At 65.4% G+C, this 22,584-nt stretch carries 19 protein-coding genes; 8 read left to right on the top strand and 11 right to left on the bottom strand.

What is annotated here, in order from left to right:
• Positions 1-20: 20 nt before the first annotated feature.
• The 3 genes from PV768_RS16565 to PV768_RS16555 all read right to left on the bottom strand — a co-directional run bounded on the left by PV768_RS16565 (position 21) and on the right by PV768_RS16555 (position 3,579).
• Positions 21-1,124, bottom strand: coding sequence for a mandelate racemase/muconate lactonizing enzyme family protein (locus PV768_RS16565; RefSeq protein ID WP_421093614.1), 1,104 nt, complete (start codon positions 1,122-1,124; stop codon positions 21-23).
• On the bottom strand, positions 1,121-2,065 hold the full coding sequence (locus PV768_RS16560) for a LysR substrate-binding domain-containing protein (protein ID WP_421093638.1): 945 nt from the start codon (positions 2,063-2,065) through the stop codon (positions 1,121-1,123). The genes PV768_RS16565 and PV768_RS16560 overlap by 4 nt, the downstream gene beginning before the upstream one ends.
• Before the next feature lie 128 nt (positions 2,066-2,193).
• A complete protein-coding gene (locus PV768_RS16555) occupies positions 2,194-3,579 on the bottom strand; it encodes an MFS transporter (protein WP_421093613.1) in 1,386 nt (461 codons plus the stop codon).
• Between the two features lie 324 nt (positions 3,580-3,903).
• Here PV768_RS16555 and PV768_RS16550 point away from each other — a divergent pair, with 324 nt between their 5' ends.
• Together PV768_RS16550 and PV768_RS16545 are read left to right on the top strand one after the other, a co-directional pair.
• A complete protein-coding gene (locus PV768_RS16550) occupies positions 3,904-4,602 on the top strand; it encodes a maleylpyruvate isomerase family mycothiol-dependent enzyme (protein WP_421093612.1) in 699 nt (232 codons plus the stop codon).
• A gap of 369 nt (positions 4,603-4,971) precedes the next feature.
• Positions 4,972-5,949, top strand: a complete 978-nt coding sequence (locus PV768_RS16545; RefSeq protein WP_421093611.1) for a LysM peptidoglycan-binding domain-containing protein — start codon at positions 4,972-4,974, stop codon at positions 5,947-5,949.
• Here PV768_RS16545 and PV768_RS16540 read toward each other — a convergent pair.
• Positions 5,887-6,840, bottom strand: a complete 954-nt coding sequence (locus PV768_RS16540; protein WP_421093610.1) for an alcohol dehydrogenase catalytic domain-containing protein — start codon at positions 6,838-6,840, stop codon at positions 5,887-5,889. The genes PV768_RS16545 and PV768_RS16540 overlap by 63 nt on opposite strands.
• Before the next feature lie 475 nt (positions 6,841-7,315).
• Here PV768_RS16540 and PV768_RS16535 point away from each other — a divergent pair, with 475 nt between their 5' ends.
• Entirely contained in the window at positions 7,316-9,376 is a 2,061-nt protein-coding gene (locus PV768_RS16535) for an alpha/beta fold hydrolase (protein ID WP_421093609.1), read from the top strand.
• Positions 9,377-9,409: 33 nt separating this feature from the next.
• Here the strand turns inward: PV768_RS16535 and PV768_RS16530 are convergent, their stop codons facing one another.
• Entirely contained in the window at positions 9,410-10,381 is a 972-nt protein-coding gene (locus tag PV768_RS16530) for a CapA family protein (RefSeq protein WP_421093608.1), read from the bottom strand.
• Between the two features lie 106 nt (positions 10,382-10,487).
• Here PV768_RS16530 and PV768_RS16525 point away from each other — a divergent pair, with 106 nt between their 5' ends.
• Positions 10,488-11,519, top strand: coding sequence for an NADPH:quinone reductase (locus PV768_RS16525; RefSeq protein WP_421093607.1), 1,032 nt, complete (start codon positions 10,488-10,490; stop codon positions 11,517-11,519).
• A 647-nt stretch (positions 11,520-12,166) separates the two neighbouring features.
• Here the strand turns inward: PV768_RS16525 and PV768_RS16520 are convergent.
• Positions 12,167-12,787 carry a signal peptidase I gene (locus PV768_RS16520; protein ID WP_421093606.1) on the bottom strand — a complete coding sequence of 207 codons (621 nt, stop codon included), beginning with the start codon at positions 12,785-12,787 and terminating at the stop codon, positions 12,167-12,169.
• Positions 12,788-12,854: 67 nt separating this feature from the next.
• Positions 12,855-13,478 carry a hypothetical protein gene (locus PV768_RS16515; protein WP_421093605.1) on the bottom strand — a complete coding sequence of 208 codons (624 nt, stop codon included), beginning with the start codon at positions 13,476-13,478 and terminating at the stop codon, positions 12,855-12,857.
• 247 nt (positions 13,479-13,725) lie between these two features.
• Between PV768_RS16515 and PV768_RS16510 the strand changes: the two genes are divergently transcribed.
• The gene (locus PV768_RS16510; RefSeq protein ID WP_157242406.1) at positions 13,726-14,103 is read left to right on the top strand and encodes a hypothetical protein; all 378 of its coding nucleotides are present in this window, start codon (positions 13,726-13,728) and stop codon (positions 14,101-14,103) included.
• 125 nt (positions 14,104-14,228) lie between these two features.
• Here PV768_RS16510 and PV768_RS16505 read toward each other — a convergent pair whose 3' ends face one another.
• From PV768_RS16505 to PV768_RS16495, 3 genes are all read right to left on the bottom strand, one after another.
• Positions 14,229-14,957 carry a hemerythrin domain-containing protein gene (locus tag PV768_RS16505; RefSeq protein ID WP_421093604.1) on the bottom strand — a complete coding sequence of 243 codons (729 nt, stop codon included), beginning with the start codon at positions 14,955-14,957 and terminating at the stop codon, positions 14,229-14,231.
• A gap of 296 nt (positions 14,958-15,253) precedes the next feature.
• Entirely contained in the window at positions 15,254-17,428 is a 2,175-nt protein-coding gene (locus PV768_RS16500) for a DNA/RNA non-specific endonuclease (RefSeq protein WP_421093603.1), read from the bottom strand.
• A 67-nt stretch (positions 17,429-17,495) separates the two neighbouring features.
• Positions 17,496-18,725: a S8 family peptidase gene (locus PV768_RS16495; RefSeq protein WP_421093602.1), complete on the bottom strand. Its 1,230-nt coding sequence runs from the start codon at positions 18,723-18,725 to the stop codon at positions 17,496-17,498.
• Positions 18,726-19,054: 329 nt separating this feature from the next.
• Here PV768_RS16495 and PV768_RS16490 point away from each other — a divergent pair, with 329 nt between their 5' ends.
• Both PV768_RS16490 and PV768_RS16485 read left to right on the top strand, forming a co-directional pair.
• Positions 19,055-19,948: an SMP-30/gluconolactonase/LRE family protein gene (locus PV768_RS16490; protein WP_421093601.1), complete on the top strand. Its 894-nt coding sequence runs from the start codon at positions 19,055-19,057 to the stop codon at positions 19,946-19,948.
• Positions 19,949-19,962: 14 nt separating this feature from the next.
• Positions 19,963-20,994 carry an aldo/keto reductase gene (locus PV768_RS16485; RefSeq protein ID WP_421093600.1) on the top strand — a complete coding sequence of 344 codons (1,032 nt, stop codon included), beginning with the start codon at positions 19,963-19,965 and terminating at the stop codon, positions 20,992-20,994.
• Positions 20,995-20,997: 3 nt separating this feature from the next.
• Here the strand turns inward: PV768_RS16485 and PV768_RS16480 are convergent, their stop codons facing one another.
• On the bottom strand, positions 20,998-21,594 hold the full coding sequence (locus PV768_RS16480; RefSeq protein WP_421093599.1) for a dihydrofolate reductase family protein: 597 nt from the start codon (positions 21,592-21,594) through the stop codon (positions 20,998-21,000).
• A gap of 308 nt (positions 21,595-21,902) precedes the next feature.
• Between PV768_RS16480 and PV768_RS16475 the strand changes: the two genes are divergently transcribed.
• Positions 21,903-22,526, top strand: a complete 624-nt coding sequence (locus PV768_RS16475; RefSeq protein ID WP_421093598.1) for a dihydrofolate reductase family protein — start codon at positions 21,903-21,905, stop codon at positions 22,524-22,526.
• Positions 22,527-22,584 lie beyond the last annotated feature (58 nt).

Below are 22,584 nucleotides of genomic sequence, written 5' to 3'. Positions count from 1 at the left end.
CCTTTCGTGGACGGGGTGGCTTAGCGGTCGCTGCGGTAGCGTTCGAGCTTCTCCTCGCTGACCCCGGTGCCCACGCCGGGGCCCTCGGGGACGCGGATGCGCCCTTCGATGATCTGCAAGGGTTCGGCCAGCAGGTCGTCCGCCATGTCCAGGTAGTTGGACAGTTCGGCGGCGCGCTTGGCAGTGTGGGCGAACGCGGCGCCGAACACCACCGAAGCCACCGTGCCCACCTGGGTGTCGATCTGGTTGCCGATGTACACGTCGATGCCCATGCCCTCGGCCATCCCCACGATCTTGGCCGCCTCGGTAAATCCGGAGCGGGCGGTCTTGACCGCCAGCAGGTTGGCCCCGCCGTTGAGGATTTCCCGGGCGGCCTCGCCGAGATTGGGGGCGGATTCGTCCGCCGCGATGGGGATGGGGGAGTTGGCAACGAGCCGACGGCGGCCCAGGACTTCGCGGGCGTCGTCCGGCTCCTCGAGGAACTGCAGGCCCAGGTCCGCGGTGCGGCGCAGCACCTCCGCAGCCTCATTCGCGGACCAGCCCCGGTTGGCGTCCATGTACAGTTCGGCGTCCCCGCCGAGGCCCTCACGCAGCGCGCGGGCCGCCTCGATGTCCAGGTGCAGCGGGCGCCGGCCGGTCTTGAGCTTGAACGTGGTGATGCCGTAGGTCTCGCGGAACTCCAATGCCAGGTCGAGCAGCTCCTGGGCGGGCTTGAAGCCAAGCATGTGGGAGACCCGCAGCGAGTCGGTGTAGCCGCCCAGCAGCTTGGTCACCGGCTGCCCCAGCGTCTTGCCGATGACGTCCCACAGGGCGATGTCCACGGCACCCTTGGCGGTCTGGTTGTGGATGGTGCGGTAGAGGATCTCCTGGATCTTCTCGCGGTCAAAAATGTCGACGCCGATCAGTTGCGGAGCGAACACGTCCTGCACCACCGCGGCGATGGACTTTTGCGTCTCACCATAGGTGTACGGGCGCGGCGGGGTGTCCGCGAGGCCCACCACGCCGTCGTCCGTGCGGAGGCGGACCAGCACGTGGTCAGCCTCGTGGACGGATCCGGAGGCGAAATGCAGCGGGTGGCGGTAGGGGATCGAGTAAGGAATCGCCTCAATAGCTGCGATTTTCATGACTGGGAAGGCCTTTCATCGGTAGGAAGCGGGACAGTCCCGGAGGCCGGGTCGGGCAGCGGCTGTGCGGCTGTAGCGGCGCCGACGATGTCCAGGAAGTTATGCAGCAGGGTGGAGTGGTTGCCCCGCAGCCAGGCGACAGCGAGTTCCACGGAAGGGACGTTTTCGATCTCCCGGTAGGCAACGCCGTCGAGCTGGAAAGCCCGCACCCGGGACGGCATGACCGCCACGCCGCCGCCGGCGGCAACGAATGCCAGCATGGTGGAGGTCTCGCCGACAACTTGGGTGATGCGCGGTTGAAAGCCGGCCTGCCGGCACAGGTCGGCGGTGATGCGGTAGAGCACGGACTCGGGCGCATACGCGATGAAGTCCTGATCCTGCAGTTCATGCATCGCCACGGACCTGTCCTCCGCCAGCGCACTGAAGGAGGGAACAGCAACGACGAGCGGCTCCCGGTCGACGACGCGGTAGTCAATCTCCTGGGATGAGACGGGGGGACGCAGCAGTGCTGCGTCCAAAGTTCCGTCGCGGAGACCCGCTTCCATGGACGGGGTGAGCATTTCGCCGTTCAACGCCAGGGACAGGCCGGGAAGGACCTGTTTGGCAAGGCGCGCGATCTGGGGCATGACGCCATAAGTTGCGGACCCTGAAAACCCCACCCGGAGGACGCCGGTGGCGCCCTTGCCGACCTGGTACACGTCCGCCTCCAGCGTTCCTATTTCGTTGACGATCTGCCGTCCCCGATCAAGCAGGAGCTGCCCCGCGGCCGTGAGGTCCACGCGCCGCGTGGTGCGGTTGAGCAGGCGCACCCCCAGCTGCTCCTCAAGCTGGCGGATCTGCTGGGAGAGGGGCGGCTGGGCCATATGGAGGCGCTTGGCCGCCCGGCCGAAATGCCGCTCCTCCGCAACAGCGATGAAGTAGTTCAGCTGCCGGAGCTCCACAGTGTGCCCGCCTTTCCGTTGGCGCACGCCGGGGCTGCCCTGGCCGCGCGATTGATTCACAGAATAACCCTAAAACGCTCTACTGGTTTATTAATGTGACTCAATTACGCCAGAACAGCCTCCGCCGGCTACTTGGGCTGAGGGGCCGTCAGCTTTTCCTCCGTACGGCTCCCGGCCAGCTCCTCCACCTTGTGCCCGGCCTCCTCAAGCTTCCGCTGGCGGGGGACCAGCACGGTGACCAGGGCGCCCAGGAGCGCCACTGTGCCGTAAATGTAGAACGCCGTGGAGCCGCCGATGCCCGCGGCGGCAAGCCAGCCGCCGATGATCGGACCCAGCACGCCGCCCAGCCGCCCTACACTGGCGCACCACGCGACGCCCGCTGCGCGGGCGTTGGTAGTGAAGTAGTTGGATTGGAACCCGTACACCAAGACCTGGGTGCCGAGGGTTCCCACGCCGGCAACCGCGATGAAGGCAAAGAGCATGGGCAGAGGAAAGCTGAAGGTCATGAGCACGAGCGAGACGGTGGCAAGTCCGAACGTGGAGGCGATGATGCGCTGCGGGCCGCTCTTGTCCGCCAGGCGGGAGGCGACCAGGCCGCCCACGACGGCGCCAAGGTTCAGTGCAAGGGGGAAGAACAGGGCGTAGGTCCGTCCATAGCCGTAACCCTCCATGATCTTGGGCAGCCAGGTGTTGAGGCCGTAGGTCAGCAGCAGGCCGCAGAAGGACATGAGGCCCAGCAGGATGGAAGCCGCGGCGAACTGCCGGGAGAAGACGGCGGCAAAGCCGGACTTCCGGGGCGCTGCGCCCACCTCAAGGATCACGCGTTCCTCGAGGAGGGGTACGCCCGTGCGCTCCGCGACGGCCATGGCGTCCTGTTCGCGACCGCGGGCCAGCAGCCAGCGCGGGGACTCGGGGAGCTTGCGCCATGCAACAGGCAGCAGGATAACCAGCGGCAGGGAACCGATGATGAACAGTCCGCGCCAGCCGAGGCTGTCGTGGAACAGGATGCCCATTATGGACGCGAGGACGCCGCCTGCCGGGACGCCGGAATAGACAATCGCGTTGTAGAACTGGCGCCTTCCTGCCGGCGCGAACTCAGCCATGGTGGCTCCTGCAGTGGCGATAACCACGCCCAAGCCGAGCCCCGTTACGAACCGCATGGCCCCAAATGCAGGCACGCTTGCCGTCAGGGCCGTGACGAACATGCCCATTGAGAACCAGGCGATGCCCAGGAGCATCAGCCGGCGCCTGCCGAAGAAGTCGCCCACGGCGCCGCAGACCAGCGAGCCCACGAGTACCCCGATCAACGCCCAGGAACCGAGGAGGCCCGCTGTGGCCACGTCGAACTTCCCGATCTGGGAGGGATCGGCGAGCAGCCCCGGCAGGACGGTGCCGTAAATGACCAGATCGTAGCCATCGAACACAAGGGCCGCGCAGATGATGAAGGCCACCCAATTGGCGGTGCGTTTTTCTTTTCCTGGATTTTCGGCGATAACGGCATGCGGTTGTGTCATGGTCCCCAAGTTCCTCTCTAGGTGATGGCGGGGGTGGGCATGCGCGTAAAGATGGCATCCGACCCGGTTGTTTCAGCCTGACAGAGGTGTGATGCAGGACATATGGGGCAAATCCCCGGGATTCTGCCCGGGGGGTATTAGGAGCGCAGAACTACTGAAAGGTGCGCTTTAGGTAATAGATCCTACAAATCCGCACGAACGTAGGGACCCCCTGCCGCGCTGCCCTGATCCGCGTGGATACGCCTATCAGTCCAGACGATTCCGGTATGGAAGAGAGCCCTTAAACGGTGGTGTTACTGAGAAGGCCGCGGCTAGGCTGGCCGGATGATCAATACCGCCCGCCTATATTCGGACCTGTCCCGCCTGGGCAGGGAAACCGACATGTTTCTGGCCACAGTAGCGTCCCTCTCCGATGCTGAGATGGCGGCTCCGTCACTGTGCGAAGGGTGGAGCCGGGCTGACGTCATCGCCCACGTGGCATCAAGCGGCCGCGCCTTGGTGAACCTCATCGACGGCGCTGCCTCCGGCGTGGAACGGCAGCTTTATGCCTCACCCGAGGCGCGCTCCCAAGAAGTTTCCGCCCTGGCCGCACTGCCGCGCGAGGAGCTCCTGGACGAACTGCGGGAGTCGGCCCGGAGCTTCGCGGAGCAGGCCCAACGGCTCAACGCGGAGCTGGCTGCCCCGGATGTCAACGTGAACGGCAAGGTCATCCCTGCGACGTCCATCGTGGCACTTCGCATCGCTGAAGTTGTCGTGCACCACCATGACCTTGACACGGCGTGGACCATCGAGGAAGCCGACCCTGATTCACTCCTGAACGCCATCGAAGCCGTGGTTCGTTCGCTGCGCGCCAAGGGCGTTCCGGGAATTACCGCGGTCACCGAAGAACGGGATGAATGGGTGATTGGTGACGGCGCCCTGCACGTTAGGTCGGACCGGGAAGGCCTGCTCTTATGGCTTGCCCGGGGGGACAGTGAGCATATAGAGGCCGACGGACTCTTGCCTGCCCTGCCAGCTTGGTAGCCGGGCCGAGAATCAGCAGTGCGGCAAGCCCGGGACGCGGAAGCCATCGGTGCGGGACCACTAGGCGGACGGCTCCAGATTCCTCGGGTTTCGCGGGTTGGCACTGTTTTCACACGCCGCACGCCCTGTTCGGGGAGGGGCGGAAGGAGTATTTCTGCCCGAAGCCCAAGTGGCGCACCTGCATGTCGTGCGCAGGTGCGCGCACGACGGCAGGCCTCTCCCATAGGATTTCATCAACTATGCTCGGGTTGGCCGGACGGACTTTGCTCACGGTAGTTCCGGGCTTTGGGGGGGATTGTTATGGTGAAAATCGGCGACACTGTCGTGGCACGGAAGCATGGAGGGAAAGCCCGTTGGGCAGTTGCGTGCATGACGCTATTAGCGGTGGGGCTGTCCGCATGCACGCAAACTGAACCCCCCGCCGCATTACACCCGACCACCGCCGCGCCGGAAGTGACAACGGCCAGCGACGAAAAGCCTTCCCTGCGTGGGGAAGCGGTGACCGACTCGTTCGGCAATGTGGATTACTACACCACCGTCTCTGGTGACACCCTTGCTAGCGTGGCTGCCGCTTACAACCTTTCAGAGGCAAAGGTCGCTGAATTCAATGAAATCCAGCCAAGTTCACCGGTGAGTCCGGGTACAAGACTCCGGTTGATTCCCGCTAACCCAGTAACGGGGGCAAAGGGAACGGCCACCATTGACGCCAACGGGATCCCGACCAGTTACAAGGTGGAAACCGATGACACCTTGAGTGGCATTACGTACCGGTTCAATCTAACCCAGGAGCAATTAGCCGAAGCGAACAAGGTCCCGTTCACCTACGAAAAAGGTGGCACCTACTTCATCCAGTCTGGACACGTTATCCAGCTGCAGAAAAAACCGGTGGACAGCCGATCAGGCACGGGAAAAACAGTCAACAACTCGTTTGGCCAAGCCGTCTATTACACCACCGTGGACGGTGACTCATTCGACGGCCTCGGATACAAATTCCGCTCCACTACCGAACAGATCCTGCTTTACAACCCGTCACTCGCCGCAAACGAGCCGATCCCGGCGGGAAGCAAACTGCGGTTGATACCCGGCGAACTCAAGATCGAGGGTGCGCAGGGCACGTCCACTGCCGATGCTGAAGGGATTCCACTCACCTACACCACAGCCCCCGGTGACACGGAGCGCCAAGTCTCGTTCCGATTCAGCATCACCGACCTGCGAGCAGCGAACCGCCCGACCACCGGAACAGGCGGAGCATGGTACGAATTTGCTGACCTGCCAACTGTCGAACTAGCGCCCGGACAGACCATAAGCCTCGCGCTGGACAAGCCGATCAACAAACCGGGCCTTTAGGCTGCGGCGGGCATTCACTGCCCGGCAGGTGGCGTATGAGACGGCAAGAAGCACTGCAGCATCCTCGCGGAACCAGGCGGGACGCCGGTCCCTAAGCTTCGCGACCTGGAACGCCAGGACCCGCTTGCCGTTGGGAAGGAGGTTACCCGCGAAGACAATTGCACCGTAGAGGTAGAACAGCGCGATGCTGCGGGCATTCTTTCGACCTCCAGCGGTAGTGCCGTAGTGTCCGTACATCACGAGTCGTCCGCGTCGACGGAGGGCACGGTGGGATCCGATCGAGACCTTCCCGCCGATGCCGTCGAGCACGACGTCCACCCCATCGCCTGTGAGTTCGCGGATCCGCTGGACAAAACTTCCACCCGTGTAGTCGATGGGCGTCGCGCCGAGACCTGAGATCACGCCGGTCTGGCTTTTGGAGCCCGTGCCGAACAGCTCCAGACGCGCGATACGTCCGAGCTGGAGGACGGCCGTACCCACACCTCCTGCTGCGCCGTGGACGAGTAGTCGTTCTCCCTTCCTGACCCAGGCGCAGCGGTGCAGCATCTGGTGTGCAGTGACATAGTTAAAGATCACAACCGCCACCCCGGCGGGGTCCAGGCCTGCCGGTACCGGCACCAGCCCCCAGGACGGAACGCACAGATAGGTGGCATGGCTGCCGTACACGGAAATCGCTGCTACGCTCTCGCCCAGCTCAAAACCAATGACTCTTTCACCTATCTTGTCGACAGTTCCGACGAACTCGTAGCCTGGCGTAAAGGGAGGTTTTGGCCCTCCTGGATAGGTTCCTTCGCGGATGAGAACATCAGGGTAGCCGACGCCCGATACGGCGATCCGCACGCGGATCTCTCCCGGGCGCGGTTCGGGGACTGGTTCTTCGACAAGTGTCATGACCTCAGGTCCGCCGTAGCGGGGCACGACGATCCGTCGGTTGTATTGAGACGCCTGCATTGCCCGTCACTTCGCGTTGTCGGTCCGGATGCCAGGATCCGAGGATATTTTGATGCGAGACGAACGAGTAGAGGCAAACGGCACCCCAGCCAGGCTGTCTAGTCTGGAGCCGAATGCTCGATTTGGATCCATGTCCCCTGGGAAGGACGGAAGAACGAACGAGGAGGCGGCGGTGCCGGGCTGGGACCATGCTGATACTTGCATGACTTTCGGCACTCGGCAGCGGGATCCTGTGGTGTGCAGCATGGAGGCATGCACGGCGCCGTGACCCTCGCATTCACCCTGGGGTTGGTCTGGCAGGGCGCCCCGGGGATGGCCTCGGCCTGGATCGGCATCGCAGCGCACAGCGTTCAGGGCCTGTTTTTTGCTGTTCTGATGCTCCCTCTCGTACGTGGATGAGCCGGAAGGAGCTGTCATGACTGCTTCGACAAGGCAGATGTTTCCAATGGCGCGTATTGTCGCTCTCGCGCTCATCGCGGTTGTGACAGCCGGCCTGGTATACGTCGGTCTCGCCTCCCGCGACGAGCGGATCTCTCCGCCGCCCGGTGCAGCGGCTGGTGATCTGACCCTGGAACCTTGCAGCTACGACACTGAAAGTGGCCCCGTGGCCGCCGACTGCGGCACTCTGGTCATTCCCGAGAACCCCACCGATCCCGAGGCACGACTGATCGCACTACCCGTAACCCGCATCCACGCCCGCTCGGAGCAGCCCGGCGAACCGATCTTCTGGTTGGACGGCGGCCCCGGCGGCACGAACATGGAGTTCAAGCAGGCGAACCGGCTCACAGATAAACACGATCTTGTCCTGGTGGGCTATCGCGGCATCGACGGCTCGGTCCGCCTGGACTGCCCCGAGGTGGAGGCAGCGCTCGGCGGCTCCGACGACCTCCTTGGCGAAGAGTTCCTCCGCGCGTACGCCGAAGCGTTCGGGAGGTGTGCGGACCGGCTGACCAACGAGGGCGTCGACCTCACTCAGTACGGGCTCGTGCAGCAAGTCGATGATATGGAAGCCGCCCGCGCGGCACTCGGCTACGACCGGATCGATTTGCTGAGTCAGAGCGCCGGCACGCGGACCGCGATGATCTACGCCTGGCGCTATCCCGACAGCATCCATCGCTCGGTCATGATCGCGGTCAACCCACCCGGTCACCTGCTTTACGACGTCCATATGACAGACAAGCTGATGGACCGGCTCTCGGCCTACTGCACCAAGGATGCTGCGTGCCGGGCGCGTACCGACGACCTCGCTGCAGCGATTCGTCAGACCGCGGCTGACATGCCAGACCGGTGGGGGTTGCTGCCGGTCAAGGGTGGCATTGTGCGGGCCTCGTCGTTCGTCGGCATGACGCAGCCGGACTCGGCGTTACCGCCGGGACGCGACGCGACGCTCGAAGCATGGATGACGGCTGCCGCAGGTGATCAGAGCGGCTTCTGGCTGATCTCGCTGCTCGGCGAAACGATCTACCCGAAGTTCTTCGTCTGGGGCCAGTATGCCGCGGCCGCCAGCCTCGACACCGTGGCGGCGCGGGAATACTTCGCCTCCACGGACCGGGACTACTCGAACCTCGGTTACGCCGCCAGTGCGAGTAGCTGGGGTGAGGGCCGTTGGCTGGACCTATGGCCCGTCGCAGCAGAGAAGGACGAGTACCGCCAGGTGCGCACCTCGGAGGTGCAGACCCTGCTCATTAACGGCGAGCTCGACATGGCCACGCCACCGCAGGCGGCAACGACCCAGTTGCTGCCGTCGCTACCCAACGGCCAGGAGGTCGTGCTTACCGGGTTCGGACACTCACCCACCTTCTGGGCCGACCAGCCTGAGGCCGGCACCCGATTGATCACGACGTTCCTCGACAGCAGCCGGGTCGACGACTCCCTTTACGAGCCACAACCGGTCAACTTCACTCCGTCGACGACGCTTGGCTGGACCGCGAAGAGCGTGCTGGGCGTGATGGTCGCCGTGGCGGTGCTCACTATCGGGTCGCTGGTCTGGATGGCCCGACGGACCCTTAAGGGTGGCATCGGACCCAGGGCCAGCGCCGCACTGCGATCGGTGTATCCGATCGTGCTTGGCCTCGGCGGATGGTTCCTCGCCATACTGTCTTTCCAGGTTGCTCGGATGAACGTGCCACTCGACAGCGAGCCGCTCGTCGTTCTCGCGGCGGGCTCGCCGATCGGTTTGGGGGTCTTCCTGGCCTGGACCAGCCGGACCCGGTCAGCAAAGACTACGCAGACCGGGTTCGCCGTGGCCGTGCCGGGTGCCCTCGTTGGCGCCTGGCTTGGCTTGAACGCCTCGACGGCCCCGTTCGTCGGGATCGGGTTCGCAATCGTGGGTTCCATCGCAGCTGCCAACCTCGCCCTGATTTTCCTCGACATAGCCACCGTCCCCTCCACGGGGTCGATCCCAAGTAAGCTGCGGGGCCCTGCGGACCATTCAGGGAGTGCAAAACGGATCTCTACGAACCGGAGCCCGAAATAGACGATGCACCGATGTGTATCACCCGCGCGTCGGCTACGCCAGCGGAAGCTCCAGGCACCCTTCGCCGGCATTCCAGCTGCTTCCGGTGCCCAAGTCGCCGCAGAGGCGGGCCATCCGGTCCGCGGTATCGCGGGCGCTCCGGACTGCCAGCCGGACCCGGAAGCCGGCGATGATGGTGGGAAACAAGCGCAGGGCCCGCGGCGTTCCGCCGTCGGTTTCCATCAGGAAGATGAAGGACAGGTCGTTGCGTTCCTCAGGGTCCACGGCGTAGTCATCAACGAAGTCCCCGGCGCTGTAGATGATGGGCCGGCCCCGGTAGACCTCGACGCCGCGGAAGACATGCGGTGAATGGCCGAAGACGACGTCGGCGCCCGCCTCGACCAGCTGCCGCGCCAGTGCCCGGTGCTCTGGTGGGGCGTCCGAGCCCCAGTTGCCGCCCCAGTGGGCCGATACGATGAGCAGTTGCACACGTGCCTTGGCCCGTCGGAGCAGCGCCAGCAGTTGGTCGACGCGCTGCCCGTGGGTTGTCACGGGGACGTAGTACACGCCAGGGGTGCCGGGAGCCGCCTCCCATTCCGGCTGGTTGTCCGTGAACGCCACGAACCCGACGGCGGTGCCTCCCACGCGGCAGACGGCTGGCCGAGCGGCTGAGGTCAGGTCCGTACCCGCGCCCGCATGCAGGATTCCGTGCCGGTCCAGTGTGGGAAGCATTTCCTGCAGCGCGTCCGTTCCGTAATCGAGCACGTGGTTGTTCGCCAGGGAGACCAGGTCGATCTGCGCCAGGAGCAGGCTGCGTACGTTCTTCAGGTCGGTGCGGAACGTGAAGACCTTGCCCGGCGCGGGTTTGCCGCCGTCGGCCAGCACGCATTCGAGGTTGGCGATCCTCAGGTCCGCCCGCCGCAGGACCGGAAGGGTGTCACCCCAGGGATAGGCGGGGGCAACGGTCTGCAGGTGGTCGTTCACCAGCCGGCCGAGCATGACGTCGCCGAGGAATGCGATCTGCATGGCACCAGCATGGACTGCCTGTCCGGGAAGCGAAAGAGCGACCGTTGGAGCGTCCCGCCCGGCGCGCGGCGGGAATTTTCGGTCGGGGCCGGCGTTAGGTCTGAGTATGAAAGCTATCGTGTACCGTGCCACCGGCGATCCGTCTGTTCTCGAGCTCGTAGACCGCGAGATCCGCGACCCGGGGACCGGGGAGGTGCGCGTGCGGATCATGGTGTCCGCGGTGAACCCCACCGACTGGAAGTCGCGCCGCGGCTCCAAACCGGGCGAACCCTTGCCTTTCGCGGAGGTCGTCCCGAACCAGGACGGCGCCGGAGTGGTGGACGCCGTGGGACCCGGCGTCGAGCGTTTCCACATCGGTGACAGGGTTTGGCTGGCGTTGGCCGCCTATCAGCGCGCCGACGGCGGGACGGCGCAGGAGTTCACCGTCCTGCCGGCCGAGCGGGTCTTTCCGCTGCCGGAGAACGCCGGGTTCGACGTCGGCGCGAGCCTGGGCGTTCCCGCGGTCACCGCCCATCGGGCCCTGACCATTGCCGAAGACGGCCCGCGGCGCCTGCACCCGGGAGCCTTGGACGGCAAAGTGATTCTCGTCGCGGGAGGGGCCGGCGCCGTGGGCCATGCGGCGATCCAGCTGGCCAAGTGGGCCGGCGCCGTCGTGATCACGACCGTGAGCGGCCCGGCGAAGGCTGCGCTGGCCACGGCCGCCGGCGCCGATCATGTCATCAATTACCGGGAAACCGACGCGGCCGCGGAGATCCGCCGGATTGCTCCCAACGGCGTCGACCAGATCGTGGAGGTGGCACCGGCGCGGAACGCCGAACTCGACCTGGCAGTGATCCGCAACCGCGGCTCCATCGCCGTCTACGCCAACAACGGCGGCGATCAGATGACCCTGGACGTACGCAGGCATTTCAGCCTCAATGTCCGCTATCAGTTCGTGCTGCTCTACACCGTTGGCACGGCGGCGGTGCAGGTCGCCGCCGAGGACATCAATGCGGCCATCGCCGACGGCGCCCTTCCGGTGGGAGCGGCCGCAGGCCTGCCGCTGCATCGCTTTGACCTGGCTGACACGGCTGCGGCCCACTCCGCGGTGGAAGAGAGCATCGTCGGCAAGGTCCTGATCGATGTGTCAGCGGGCTAACAAATAACGCATCGGGAGCCTCGCGCGGGGGTCATCACCCTGCAGCCGGGACCGGGCGGGGTGGCTCTCAGCATGCGACGGTTGTACCGGGTAGGGGCTGCCCGATCCAGGTGTTCCCTCCCACTGTGGGATAAAGTCCTCGAACGTTATAGGGCCTGGGCGCCCTTCCCCCTGAGACTCTCACGGTGATCGGGCTGAGGTCATTTTGGGCCCTGTCCACCACAAACTGCGGCGCCGTGTCGGTGGGGTCACGAAAGATCTCGACACGGAACGCGCTGGCGCGGGGTACGTAACCGTAGTTGGTGAAGGTGATCGTCAGGTCCCTGCCGTTGCAGCTGGAGGCAGCCACGGTACCGACAGGCTGGGCCAGGGTTAACGTCGCTGCATTCATCTGGCCCGTGGCCCCGGCTGTAAACGCTGCTTCCGCAATCCCGGGTGCGAGGAGCAGTACCGCGGCCGTTGTCAGGACCCCGGCGGAACGCGCGAAACCGGAGGGCCGGCCTGACTCGGTCTTTCCGCTGGTGCGCACGGCCTGGGCTCTCCTTGTCAGTCTCGGGGTCGGGATCCATTCTTGCCTGTCTACGGCGCCTGGGCCCGCGGGACCCGTTTCGGGCTCAAGGCCTAGACCACTACCGCACGTACGGTACTCATCGCCGGTGGTCCGTGACGGGCGGGGAATTCACTCCAGGTTCTTTCTTCCAAATCGACACCAGGACCATGCAGACCAGGACGGCGGGAGCGCCATACATCAAGCCCTGCAGGAGCACCGGTTCGCGCAGGACCCGGATGGCCGTGCCGAGGTAGGGGATGGTGGCGGCGTGGACATGGACCGTGCCGCCCTGCAGGGCGGCGGTCCATGGGTCGGCACCACTGTTTGCGTCGCCCTTTGTGCGGATGACCGTGGTGCCGTTGTCGTTCCGGCTAATGTCGACGATCCGATGGGTTTCGACGCGGTGGTCCTCGACGGGGATCCCGTAGGTGATGACGTCCCGGGTTTTGAGCTCGCTGACAGGCTTCGGGACCGATACCACGACGTCGCCGGCGTTGATCATGGGGGCCATGGATCCGGTGAGCATCGTGCTGGTCTGGTACCCAAGAACCCTGGGCCCAACGGCCAGGAACAGGAAGAGGGCCGCGGCGCCGATCATCACGGACGTGGTGGCAGCCCTGGTGATGCCCCGGAATGCCTTGGCCCATAGTGTGGTCCGCGCAGTGGTGGGGGAGACCGCCGTCGTTGACCGGGTGCATTGGGTTGGTGATGCCGTCATGGCAGTGTCCGTTCCGGGTGGTATTCCTCCGCCGCCCGGTTTCGGCAGGCGGCGGAGGAAGCTGTGGTTACTTGCTGGCGCCGGAGCGCTGGGTTCCGGTGAAGGACAGGTCGATGGAGCTGCCCTTGGCCTGGAAGCTGTTGTCCGCTGCACCTGGCAGGGACAGGGTCACCCGGAGGTTATCGGTGTTGCCGGCCGCGGTGGAGCTCAGGCCGGCCAGGGCGAGGTCCGCGCCGATGACGGAGCGGGACGCCAGGACCTGGGTGACGGTGCCCCCCGAGCACGTGTAGGTGTAGGCGGGGGCGGTGCCGGCCTCGGTCCACGGCACGGAGCACTTGTCGATCGCGAGCTGCAGGCCCAATGCCGGGTCCGTGTCCAGCTTGGATGAAGGGAGCGCCAGTGTGGTCAGCGTGATGGCGGACACCGACTGGTTGCCTGTGGCATTGGTGAGCGTTACGGCTCGCTGCACCGTGTCCCCTGGGACAAGACCGGTGGCGGCGACGCTGAGCCGGTTGGCTGCGCCCGAGGCGCCCAGCGAGATTGCCACGGTACCGGAGGCAACATCGGTGGAGGCGGAGGTGCTGGAGGTGAACGCGCCGTACGTGCCCAGGCCTGCGACGCCGGCGGCGGTGCCGACCAGGGCCAGGGAGGCGACGACTTTACCGGTGGTGGTGTTCAGGCTGAGACCCATGATGACGAACTCCCATTTCTTTGACGGCGGCCCGCCTTCTTGCGGACCTTGTGGCTGCCGGTTCTCCTGCCGACAACGCCAACAATGCCGGTCCCGTATCAAGTTGCTGGGTCGAATACGGCCAAGATCCCATCAAAAAACGGCCCGCAGGCACAAGGTTCGATCAAGGTCCACACTCTGAACCTTCGCGAGGGAGCCGCGATGCTCGCGGGCGGCATGCGGGTGGGGCTCGCACTATGCTCTGAAGATGGCGGTTCGAGATCCGGAAGCTACAACCAGGAACATCAATCAAGAGCTCACTCAACGGCGCGGGTGGATTCTGACCATCGCGGTCGGGTTCGCGCTGCAACTGCTGAGTTTTGTCATCGGCCTGAAACCAGTGGGGCCGCTGTGCGGCAGCCCGCTGCTCCCGAATAGCCGTGCGGCTGAAATTTCCGACGCGCAGGGACAGACTGTCGGGCTGGCGACAGAGTGCTACCGGCAGATCGACTCCGCGTCGGTTTCGGTCTGGATTGTGATGGCGCTGGGGATCGGCCTGGTCCTGACGGGAGTCGCGGTCAGAATCGTGGGAATCCGCCGGTCCGTTGCCCGAGCCGGGAACCTTGGGGAGCCTGTGCAGGGTTAGCGGCGCTGCTGCCTTCTGGCCCACTGGTGCTGGCTGAACACCCCGCCGCTGACGCCCCCTGGCAGCGGGGGGATCGCCGATGGCGCGGGCTCTTCCTTCGCTGGCGCTGCCGCCCGCCGGGCCGGCTAAAGCGTTTCGGGGATCGGCCGTCCCGGGAATAGTGCCGCGTATTGCCTGCGGTACATCCTGCGGCCGATGAGTCGGTAGCCGAGGCGGGCGAGGGCCGGGATCTCCTCGAAGAAGATCGCCCTTCGGTCCTCGGGCGGGTTGGTGGCCAGAATCAGTCCGAGGTACGTGACCAGGAACTTCTTGTCGTGCTGCCTGACGCCGTGCTGCACCATTGCGTTCAATTCCTCCTCCGTCATTACGCGATCGACGGCGGGCATCACCTCGGTGACTTCGCGGCGCAGATGCTCGCTGAGAACGGAATGAACGTCTTCGTAGCCTTTTGCGAGTTCGTCCCTGGTGCCTGCCTCTGCAGTCTGCATCCAGCGCTTGCGAACGGGCCCGATGCTCTCCACTCGGTCTTTGATCCCTCGGTGTTGTTGGAGCATCTGCTCCACGTGTGACGCGCATGCCGGAGCCCGTTCGGCGAGTTGCGGGTACATGAACAGGTTCTGGCCTTCCTGGTGGACTAGGAGCACCTTGTCGAAGTTGCTGAGCACTTCCCCCACGAGCGCGGCGCGGGCGGTGTCTCCCGCCGCGGTCGAGCGCACCAGGTTGGGCGCCTCCCGGTATGCCCAGAGGAGGAAACGGTGAACGCGCCGAATGCCGGTAGAGCCCGAACTCAGGACCGGTCCCGGGGGCACGGGAGCTGCGGTTTCGCCGGGCAGCATCGTGAAGAAGTCAGTCATTTGGATTGCCTCCATTTCGGGAATCGGGCGGGACCGCCCGGGTTGCGGCTGGTGTTTGTCGGCGGGCCCGGTTGCGTTGGGTCCAGTCGGCGTAGGGAGGACGCCGATGTGCACGGCGGCTTCCGCGCCTGAAGGGGAGGGCGTCGCAAGGCGCTCGCTGGTTGTTGCCCTGGGGCGATCGCAGGAATGGGCGCCCAAGTCCGCCGGGATGACGGCTGTGCCGGTCATGCAAATACTCTACTACAAAAGTAGTGGGATGTCACTACTTTTGTAGTAACGAAGCGCCGGAGCGCCTCTTACAGCTGCAGGTCCTCGAACGTATGGAGTTCCCTGGCCGGGGTTGGAGTGGCAAGGGCTTCCTGGGCCTTGGGGAGGGGCGTGAACTGGTCGTTCATCGGGTCCCAATCGAACAGGTGGGCAAAGTCCAGGCCCGTGAGTTCGCTGACCCTGCGGATTGGAACCTGGAAGGTTGCCGGGGTGAACGCTTCCCGGAGTATTTCCTCCACGAGTTCATGCTGGCTGATCATGTAGGCACTGGCTGAGTGGCTCCCGTCCGGGCGCCGGAACACCGGAATTTTCCAGAAGGCCAGCGGGATGGGGGTTCCCTGGAAGTCCGGATCGCGCGCGGTGAAGACCGGACCGGTAAACACCGTGAGCCGGAGCCCTTCGGCCTTCGCGGTATCCAGCAGGTAATCTTCCAGGCCGGCCCACAGCGACGCACCCTGGTTGAACTTCTTGTGCTGGGGTGAGCAGTTGGTGAAATGGAAGGTATCGTCATTGGCCGCGCGGGCAACGTCGGCCGGGCCCCAGGCCGGATCGAGGCGGCGGACCAGGTGCCCCCGGTCGAAGTCATTGTCCGTATAGAGCTCGTCGCCCGTCTGCTCAGACCGGTCCAGGCGTGGGTCGAAGTACCACTTGTCCCGCTCACGCTTGGGTGACTGGCTGAGCTGGCCGTCGACGTTCACTGCCGTGTAGAGAGCCAGGCGCCTTGTCCGCTGCATGACGAGGCTGAAATGGTGATAGTTGAGCACCGCTGGATCCTGCCCGGCGGCTGCGCCACGGTTCAGGGCAGCATCGGCACGCTGCCCGGCCGTGAGGACCGGCAAAGGCACAGCCGTGCCCAGGAAGCCGGGATCGTACCCCTTCCTCCCGGAATAGTCCGGATCTATCGCCACTGCCTCTTCAGCGACTGCACTTCCGGTGCCCGGGACCGCGCGGCTGGGGTCAGCGGATGCCTGGGCCACTCCCTGAGCTGCCTGCACCGCGCCGAGCCGCACTGTGATGTGCAGGGGAATGGTGAGGGAAACTGCTCCGCCTTCGACTGTGGCGGGCTGGTGCGCTGCGGGTTGCGTCCGGACCCCAGCCCGTTGTTCCGCAGCTGGGACTTGGGGGAGTGCGGGCGGCGGCGGATTGAGCGCCTCCCCGAGCAGGGCGCGTTCGCCCTCGTTCATGCCTTCAGCGCCCTTCTCCAGCCACGTCAGGATGCTGCTGATCCTGACGCCCTCGTTGGCTATCCACCGGATCCTCAGCTCATCCTGCGTTCTGTCCCACACCGTGCCGTCGACGGTCAGGATCTCTCCTGCTTCATTCCGCGCGGGGACACCGGAGTGGTGGAGGCCCAGGACCTCCCACTGGTTGTTGAAGAGCGGTGACCCGGAAGAACCCGGCGATGTGTCGGTGTGGTAATGCAGGAACTGGTCGAACCGGTCGAGGAGTTCGTTTTGCTGCAGGGCAAGCTGCTTCTCCTGGCCTTCGGGGTGCTGGATGATGTTGATGGATTCGCCGAGCAGGATTTTGCCCTGCTCCTTGGTGGTGCGGTTGAAGCCGAAACCCGCCAGCGGCACCGGCGGCGAAGTTCCGTCGGGCCGGGACTGCGCCGCTACGGCCACCACGGTGACGTCAAGGCCGGTATCAGTGCGGAAAAAGGTGTCCGGTTCCAGGTCGAACTGTGATGTGGCCAGGGGAAGGCCGCTGATGCCGTTCTGGAAATTGAACTCCAGCCGGGAGAACCGGGCGGACTGGGCGTCGGGCAGGACGTGGTTGTTCGTCAGGGCAAGGCGGGGCGAGATCATAAAGCCGGTGCCGAAGGAACGGACCTGGAACCGGTCGCGGACGATAACCCTGCCCACAGTGCGTGAGACTGCCGTACCCAGTTCCAGGAAGGCGATGCCAAGCAGGTTGCTTCCGCCGATGATCCGTTCCAGCACCAGGTCTCCCAGCACCTGGTCTTCCCGGACCTGGCCCGGTTGGACAGGGGAGGTATCCGCCGTCGCCTTCAGCGCGTCCATGACCACCGGCTGGCGCAGGACCCGTCGGCTGCGCAGCTCCACCCGTTCGGGGGCATCGACGTCGAGGATACTTCCCTGCGGAGTTTGGGCCGCCGCAATCTTTTCTTCGGTTCCCGCGCGGGGAACCTCCCGCGCTTCGAACCGGGCCTGGGTGGCGGTGAGCACATCTTCCGGTATTACCATCGGTCCGCTCCTTTAGCGCTGTTCGGGCGTGGCATCAACTGCGGTTTCGCCAAGAACGCGGAATCACTTAGTTGGCGTTCGTGGGTGCCTGGACCAAGCCTGCGCCCACGTCCACTGGATCCGTTCCGGCCGCAAGGGGCCGGAACGTTCCCGAGGCGATCAGTTTGGCCTGCAGGAGTACCGGACTGAGGGGGCCTTGAGCAAGGAGCTTTTCAGCCCATAGCGCCGCCACGCCGGCCACGTGGGGTGTTGCCATGCTGGTTCCGCTGATGGTTTTGGTGCCGCCGTTGAGCCAGGCGCTGAAAACCCCGACGCCGGGACCGGCCACGGTCGCCATCGTATTGGAGAAGGGGGCTACAGTGAGCCCGCTGGCGCCGTCAGCGAGGGCGGCCACGGACGTGATTCCGTAGGCCGCGGCCGGCGGGGCAACGTTGATCTCGTACGCGGGATTGCCATTGCGTTCGCTTTCGTTCCCGGCCGCTGCGACCACCACTGTGGTCTGGGCGACGGAGGCGCGGGCGTTGAGAAGGTTGGCGAGCTGCTCGAAAAGCCTGACGTTGGCGCGGTAGCCCTCAAGGGCTATTGATGTGGCGGCGGGGATGGACAAGCCGTTCACTTTGACCAGTTCGTCCACCCACCCGGGAAAGTCCATTCCCAGGGACATTGAGATGACCTGGGCACCGTTGTCGGCCGCCCACAGCATCGCCGAGGCAAGTATGTCGCTGCTGCCGCCGTTCGGGCCTCCAAGGACTTTGCCGATTACCGCCTTCTGGACGCCGGGTGCGACGCCGATCCGCTGGCCTGAGAGGTCGCGGCCAAAGATGGTGCCTGCGCAGTGGGTGCCGTGGCCGTTGTCGTCGTCAGCGCTGCCCGCCCCCGTGAAGTCCTTCGTGACCAGGTTGACGCCGGCGAAGGCCGGATGGGTGGCGTCGATGCCGGTGTCAAGGACCGATACGGTCACACCGGCGCCTGTGAACGGCGATTTATCCGCGCCCACGGCCTTGACGCCCCACGTGGCGGCAGCGGCGGGTGCCGCATCGGCGGCGAGGGGCTCAATGAGTTTCATTGGCATGGCAGGGGCGAAGCCAAGGACAGTGGGATCGTTCCGCAGTGCGGTGAGGGTGGCATTTGAGGGGTTCTCCTCCCGATCCACCGTCAGCCCCACGGCGCGTTCAGCGATGTTCTGGGCGGTGCTTTCGAGTCCCGGGGCTGCTCCCGGTCCATCGAAAGGGTCACGGGTAGCGCCCAGGGACGGGGCGCGCAAAATGACGATCTTCTGGTTGGGTAGCTGTGACATCTTGGGCTCCTTGGCCTTTCCACGGACGGGGCTGCGCTTTGGGCGCATCGGCTGCAGCAGTTGTGTTGGCAGTGCCGGGCGGGGAACCGCGCTCCACATGGCGCTAGGTTTACGTCTGGTGGCGTTACTCCGGCGTTACCGGATCGAACCCAGTGCCTTCGGGACGGCAGCCAGGTTCACGATGAGGACATGGAGGTCTCCCGCGTGGATGTTCCCCTCTGCCTGGGACTCGCCGCGCTATCGTTTCCCGTAATGCCTGACGCCCGCCGGCCGGATCGCCCCGGACGAGGGCACGGGCGTGCGAAGGCTGGAATGCGAAGGGGCTCAAAATGGCTGAGGGACTGACAGCAGGCCAGTTGGAATGCCTGTTTACCGGCTCGGTGTGGGCCGAGGGGCCCGTTTGGGTGCCCCGCTCACGCACTGTGCGCTGGAGCGATATCCCCAACAACCGCATCCTCGAATTCAACGCAGCCACGGGCACCACCAGGGAGTACGCGGTGGGGGTTGAGTTCACCAACGGACGGACGCTCGACGCCGACGGCAGCGTAGTGCAGTGCAGCCATGGCCGCCGCCGGGTCGAGCGCGACCAGGAGAGCACCGTGACTGGCCTGGTGGATTCCTTCCGCGGCCGTCGCCTGAACTCACCCAACGACGTCGTGATTTCGCGTGACTCCAGCATCTGGTTCACCGACCCGCCGTACGGAATTCTTCCGGGCACCACGGAGGGACATGAAGGTGAGCAGGAGTACGGAGGCTGCCATGTGTTCCGCTTCGAGCCTGCTGCCGGCACACTCACGGCCGTGATCACGGACCTCGTGTACCCGAATGGCCTGGCCTTCTCGCCGGACGAGTCGGTGCTTTACGTTTCCGACACCGCAGGGCCAAGCCATGGAGTACCGCTGAGGATCGTCGCCTATGACGTGAGCGGCAGCGTATGCAGCCGCCGGAAGACCGCCGTCGAGCTTGAAGACGGCCACGCCGCTGACGGCCTGCGCGTTGACGTCCTGGGGAGGATCTGGACCTCTGCCGGACCCGAAGTCCGGGTCTATTCCCCGGACTTCGAACTCCTGGGGACCCTTGCCGTACCCGAGACGGTATCGAACCTGTGCTTCGGGGGCCCGGACGGCCAGGACCTTTACATCACCGCGACCACAAGCCTTTACCGGATCCGCACCACCACCCGGGATGCGGCCGCCTTCACGTTTGATCCCACCGCCAACTGATCACGAGGATAACCATGCACTACAGAACCCTGGGCCGCAGCGGCACCGTCGTTTCCAGCTACGCGCTGGGAACCATGACCTTCGGTGCGGAGGCCACCGAAGAGTCGTCCTACGCAATCCTGGACAGCTACTTCGCTGCGGGCGGCAATTTCATCGACACCGCCGACGTCTACAGCAAGGGCGTTTCCGAGGAGATCATCGGCCGCTGGCTTGCCAAGCGGCCGGAGGAGAGGGACAGCGCGGTGGTGGCCACCAAAGGCCGCTTTCCAATGGGGACGTCACCGAACGACGTCGGAACGTCCCGCCGGCGCCTGACCCGCGCCCTGGACGATTCCCTCCGCCGCCTGGGAGTGGAGCAGATCGACCTGTACCAGATGCACGCCTGGGACCCGATCACACCGCTGGAGGAGACGCTGCGCTTCCTGGAAGACTCTGTCAGCCGCGGCAAGATTGCCTACTACGGCTTCTCCAACTTCCTGGGGTGGCAGCTGACCAAAGCCGTCCACGTTGCCAGCGCCCACGGCTGGAACCCGCCGGTCACCCTGCAGCCCCAATACAGCCTCCTGGTCCGTGAGATCGAATCCGAGATTGTTCCGGCTGCGCTTGACGCCGGGGTTGGCCTGCTTCCGTGGTCTCCGCTCGGCGGCGGGTGGTTGTCCGGCAAGTACAAGAAGGACCAGGCCCCCCAAGGAGCCACGCGCCTTGGGGAGAACCCCGAACGCGGCATGGAGGCCTGGAAGGCGCGCAATGACAATCCCCGTACCTGGGCCGTCATTGATGCCGTGGAAGGCATCGCCGCCGCCCGCGGCATCAGCCCTTCCCAGGTGGCGTTGGCCTGGCTGGCGGACAGGCCGGCCGTCACGTCGGTGATCCTGGGTGCGAGGACCACCGAACAGCTCGCGGACAACCTTGCTGCCGCCGACGTGCAGCTCACCCCTGACGAAACCAGCGGGCTGACGCAGGCCAGCGAGCCCCAGGCCGGCGTCTATCCCTACGGCCCGCTGGCGCAGGAGCAGCGGAGCCGCAGGATTGAAGGGGGAAGGTAGCGCCTAGCGGATCATGCGGTAACGCACATGCGTGACCAGGCGCGTTCCCAGCACTTCCGTCGGTTCCAGCTTCAGGTTCCCGACGCCGTCCAGGAGCCGCTCGCCCGCGCCGAGGGTCAGCGGCGCGATGTGCAGCCGCAATTCGTCGATCAGGCCGGCCGAAAGGTATTGGCGGGCAATCTCCGCGCCGCCGGCAACGGCGACGTCCTTGCCGGCCGCGGCCTCGCGTGCCTGGGCCAGCGCCGCTTCGATGCCGTCACTGACGAAGTTGAAGGTGGTGCCACCCTCCATTTCCAGGGGAGCACGCGGATGGTGCGTGAGGACAAAGACAGGAGCGTGGTAGGGCGGCTCCTCGCCCCACCAGCCGCGCCAGTCCTTACCCCACGGTCCGGCTCCGGGACCGGCGAACATGTTGCGGCCCATGATGTAGGCACCCGCGGAGAGGATGCCCTTCAGCGCTTCGGCATTGGCCTCGGCTTCTTCGAACTGCCACCGGTGCAGGTCCTCGCCACCCTCGCCCAACGGGTTGTCCGGGGTCTGGTTCGGACCGGCAAGGAATCCGTCGAGGGATACGGTCAGATCGCACGTGACGCTGCTCATGGTTTCCTTAGGGCACTGGGGGCTTGCGGGGGGTTTTATCGAAAGAGGGCGGCAACTGCACTGATCCCGATCAACGTGCCGGGCACGGTGAGCCCCTCGGGACGGAGCCGCTGAAGGCGTTCCATCCGCACATGATCTCACGCCGGCCGGCGGAGGGGGAGTCCGGGGAGTCCGCCCGAAATGGGGTGGCCGCCAAACCGCCCTGTCCATGGTTGCCCACGCCCTTTCCCGCCGGTTAGCGCAGGCCCTTGAAGGCCCGATCGCAGCAGGGATAGCATGGCCGGCACCTGCCATCAAAGGAGACGGCCATGGGCGAAGCAACCCCGGAGGCGCCATCAGCAGAGCTGATGGTTGACTTCATCATTTCCCTGGACGGGTATGCCTCTGCGGAGGGCTGGCCCGGCTGGTGGGGACTGGAGGGGCCGGAATACCTGGCCTGGCTGGACCAGGAGGGGAAGGAAGACCGTACGTATCTGCTCGGTGCCAATACCTACCGGCTGATGTCCGGCATGTCCGAGGAGGCGGTTGCCGGCGGCTCAGCGTTTTCGGAGGAAGAAGGGGCCAGCCTCACGGGGCTTGCCGCGGTGCCGAAGGTGGTCTTCTCCTCCACGCTCCAGGGGCCGCTGAGCTGGCCGAATTCGGAGTTGGTCAACGGCGACGCCGTCGCGGCAGTGAAGGAGCTGAAACGGACCGGGACCCGGCCCCTGAGCACGCTCGGCAGCCTGCGGCTCTGCCGGTCGCTGCTCGCGGCGGGCCTGGTGGACAGGTTCCGGCTGGTGGTTTTCCCGGTGATTACCGGGCGCACCGGCCGGGAGCGGATCTACGACGGCTATCCCGACATCGCCCTGAAGCTGGTGGAGAGCCGGACGTTTGACGGCAGGCTGCAGCTGCTCGAGTACATTCCCACCGTGCTGGACGGACCGCCGGAGTGAATTACGACGGCGGGACGGTCATAGGTCCTGGGGGTGTCGCCGGCCGCGGCATACCTGC

This window comes from Pseudarthrobacter sp. CC4 (genome assembly GCF_048957775.1).
Taxonomy (GTDB): domain Bacteria; phylum Actinomycetota; class Actinomycetes; order Actinomycetales; family Micrococcaceae; genus Arthrobacter.
The sequence above is the reverse complement of the archived record's forward strand: the minus strand, read 5'-3'. Positions and strand labels throughout refer to the sequence as shown.

What these genes read in the sequence shown, in the direction of transcription:
- PV768_RS16485 (WP_421093600.1), top strand. Translation starts at nt 19,963, where the DNA reads ATGCACTACAGAACCCTGGGCCGCAGCGGCACCGTCGTTTCCAGCTAC.
- PV768_RS16480 (WP_421093599.1), bottom strand. Translation starts at nt 21,594, where the DNA reads ATGAGCAGCGTCACGTGCGATCTGACCGTATCCCTCGACGGATTCCTT.
- PV768_RS16510 (WP_157242406.1), top strand. Translation starts at nt 13,726, where the DNA reads ATGGCGGTTCGAGATCCGGAAGCTACAACCAGGAACATCAATCAAGAG.
- PV768_RS16555 (WP_421093613.1), bottom strand. Translation starts at nt 3,579, where the DNA reads ATGACACAACCGCATGCCGTTATCGCCGAAAATCCAGGAAAAGAAAAA.
- PV768_RS16535 (WP_421093609.1), top strand. Translation starts at nt 7,316, where the DNA reads ATGACTGCTTCGACAAGGCAGATGTTTCCAATGGCGCGTATTGTCGCT.
- PV768_RS16515 (WP_421093605.1), bottom strand. Translation starts at nt 13,478, where the DNA reads ATGGGTCTCAGCCTGAACACCACCACCGGTAAAGTCGTCGCCTCCCTG.
- PV768_RS16505 (WP_421093604.1), bottom strand. Translation starts at nt 14,957, where the DNA reads ATGACTGACTTCTTCACGATGCTGCCCGGCGAAACCGCAGCTCCCGTG.
- PV768_RS16540 (WP_421093610.1), bottom strand. Translation starts at nt 6,840, where the DNA reads ATGACACTTGTCGAAGAACCAGTCCCCGAACCGCGCCCGGGAGAGATC.
- PV768_RS16545 (WP_421093611.1), top strand. Translation starts at nt 4,972, where the DNA reads ATGACGCTATTAGCGGTGGGGCTGTCCGCATGCACGCAAACTGAACCC.
- PV768_RS16525 (WP_421093607.1), top strand. Translation starts at nt 10,488, where the DNA reads ATGAAAGCTATCGTGTACCGTGCCACCGGCGATCCGTCTGTTCTCGAG.
- PV768_RS16550 (WP_421093612.1), top strand. Translation starts at nt 3,904, where the DNA reads ATGATCAATACCGCCCGCCTATATTCGGACCTGTCCCGCCTGGGCAGG.
- PV768_RS16530 (WP_421093608.1), bottom strand. Translation starts at nt 10,381, where the DNA reads ATGCAGATCGCATTCCTCGGCGACGTCATGCTCGGCCGGCTGGTGAAC.
- PV768_RS16500 (WP_421093603.1), bottom strand. Translation starts at nt 17,428, where the DNA reads ATGGTAATACCGGAAGATGTGCTCACCGCCACCCAGGCCCGGTTCGAA.
- PV768_RS16490 (WP_421093601.1), top strand. Translation starts at nt 19,055, where the DNA reads ATGGCTGAGGGACTGACAGCAGGCCAGTTGGAATGCCTGTTTACCGGC.
- PV768_RS16520 (WP_421093606.1), bottom strand. Translation starts at nt 12,787, where the DNA reads ATGACGGCATCACCAACCCAATGCACCCGGTCAACGACGGCGGTCTCC.
- PV768_RS16565 (WP_421093614.1), bottom strand. Translation starts at nt 1,124, where the DNA reads ATGAAAATCGCAGCTATTGAGGCGATTCCTTACTCGATCCCCTACCGC.
- PV768_RS16495 (WP_421093602.1), bottom strand. Translation starts at nt 18,725, where the DNA reads ATGTCACAGCTACCCAACCAGAAGATCGTCATTTTGCGCGCCCCGTCC.
- PV768_RS16475 (WP_421093598.1), top strand. Translation starts at nt 21,903, where the DNA reads ATGGGCGAAGCAACCCCGGAGGCGCCATCAGCAGAGCTGATGGTTGAC.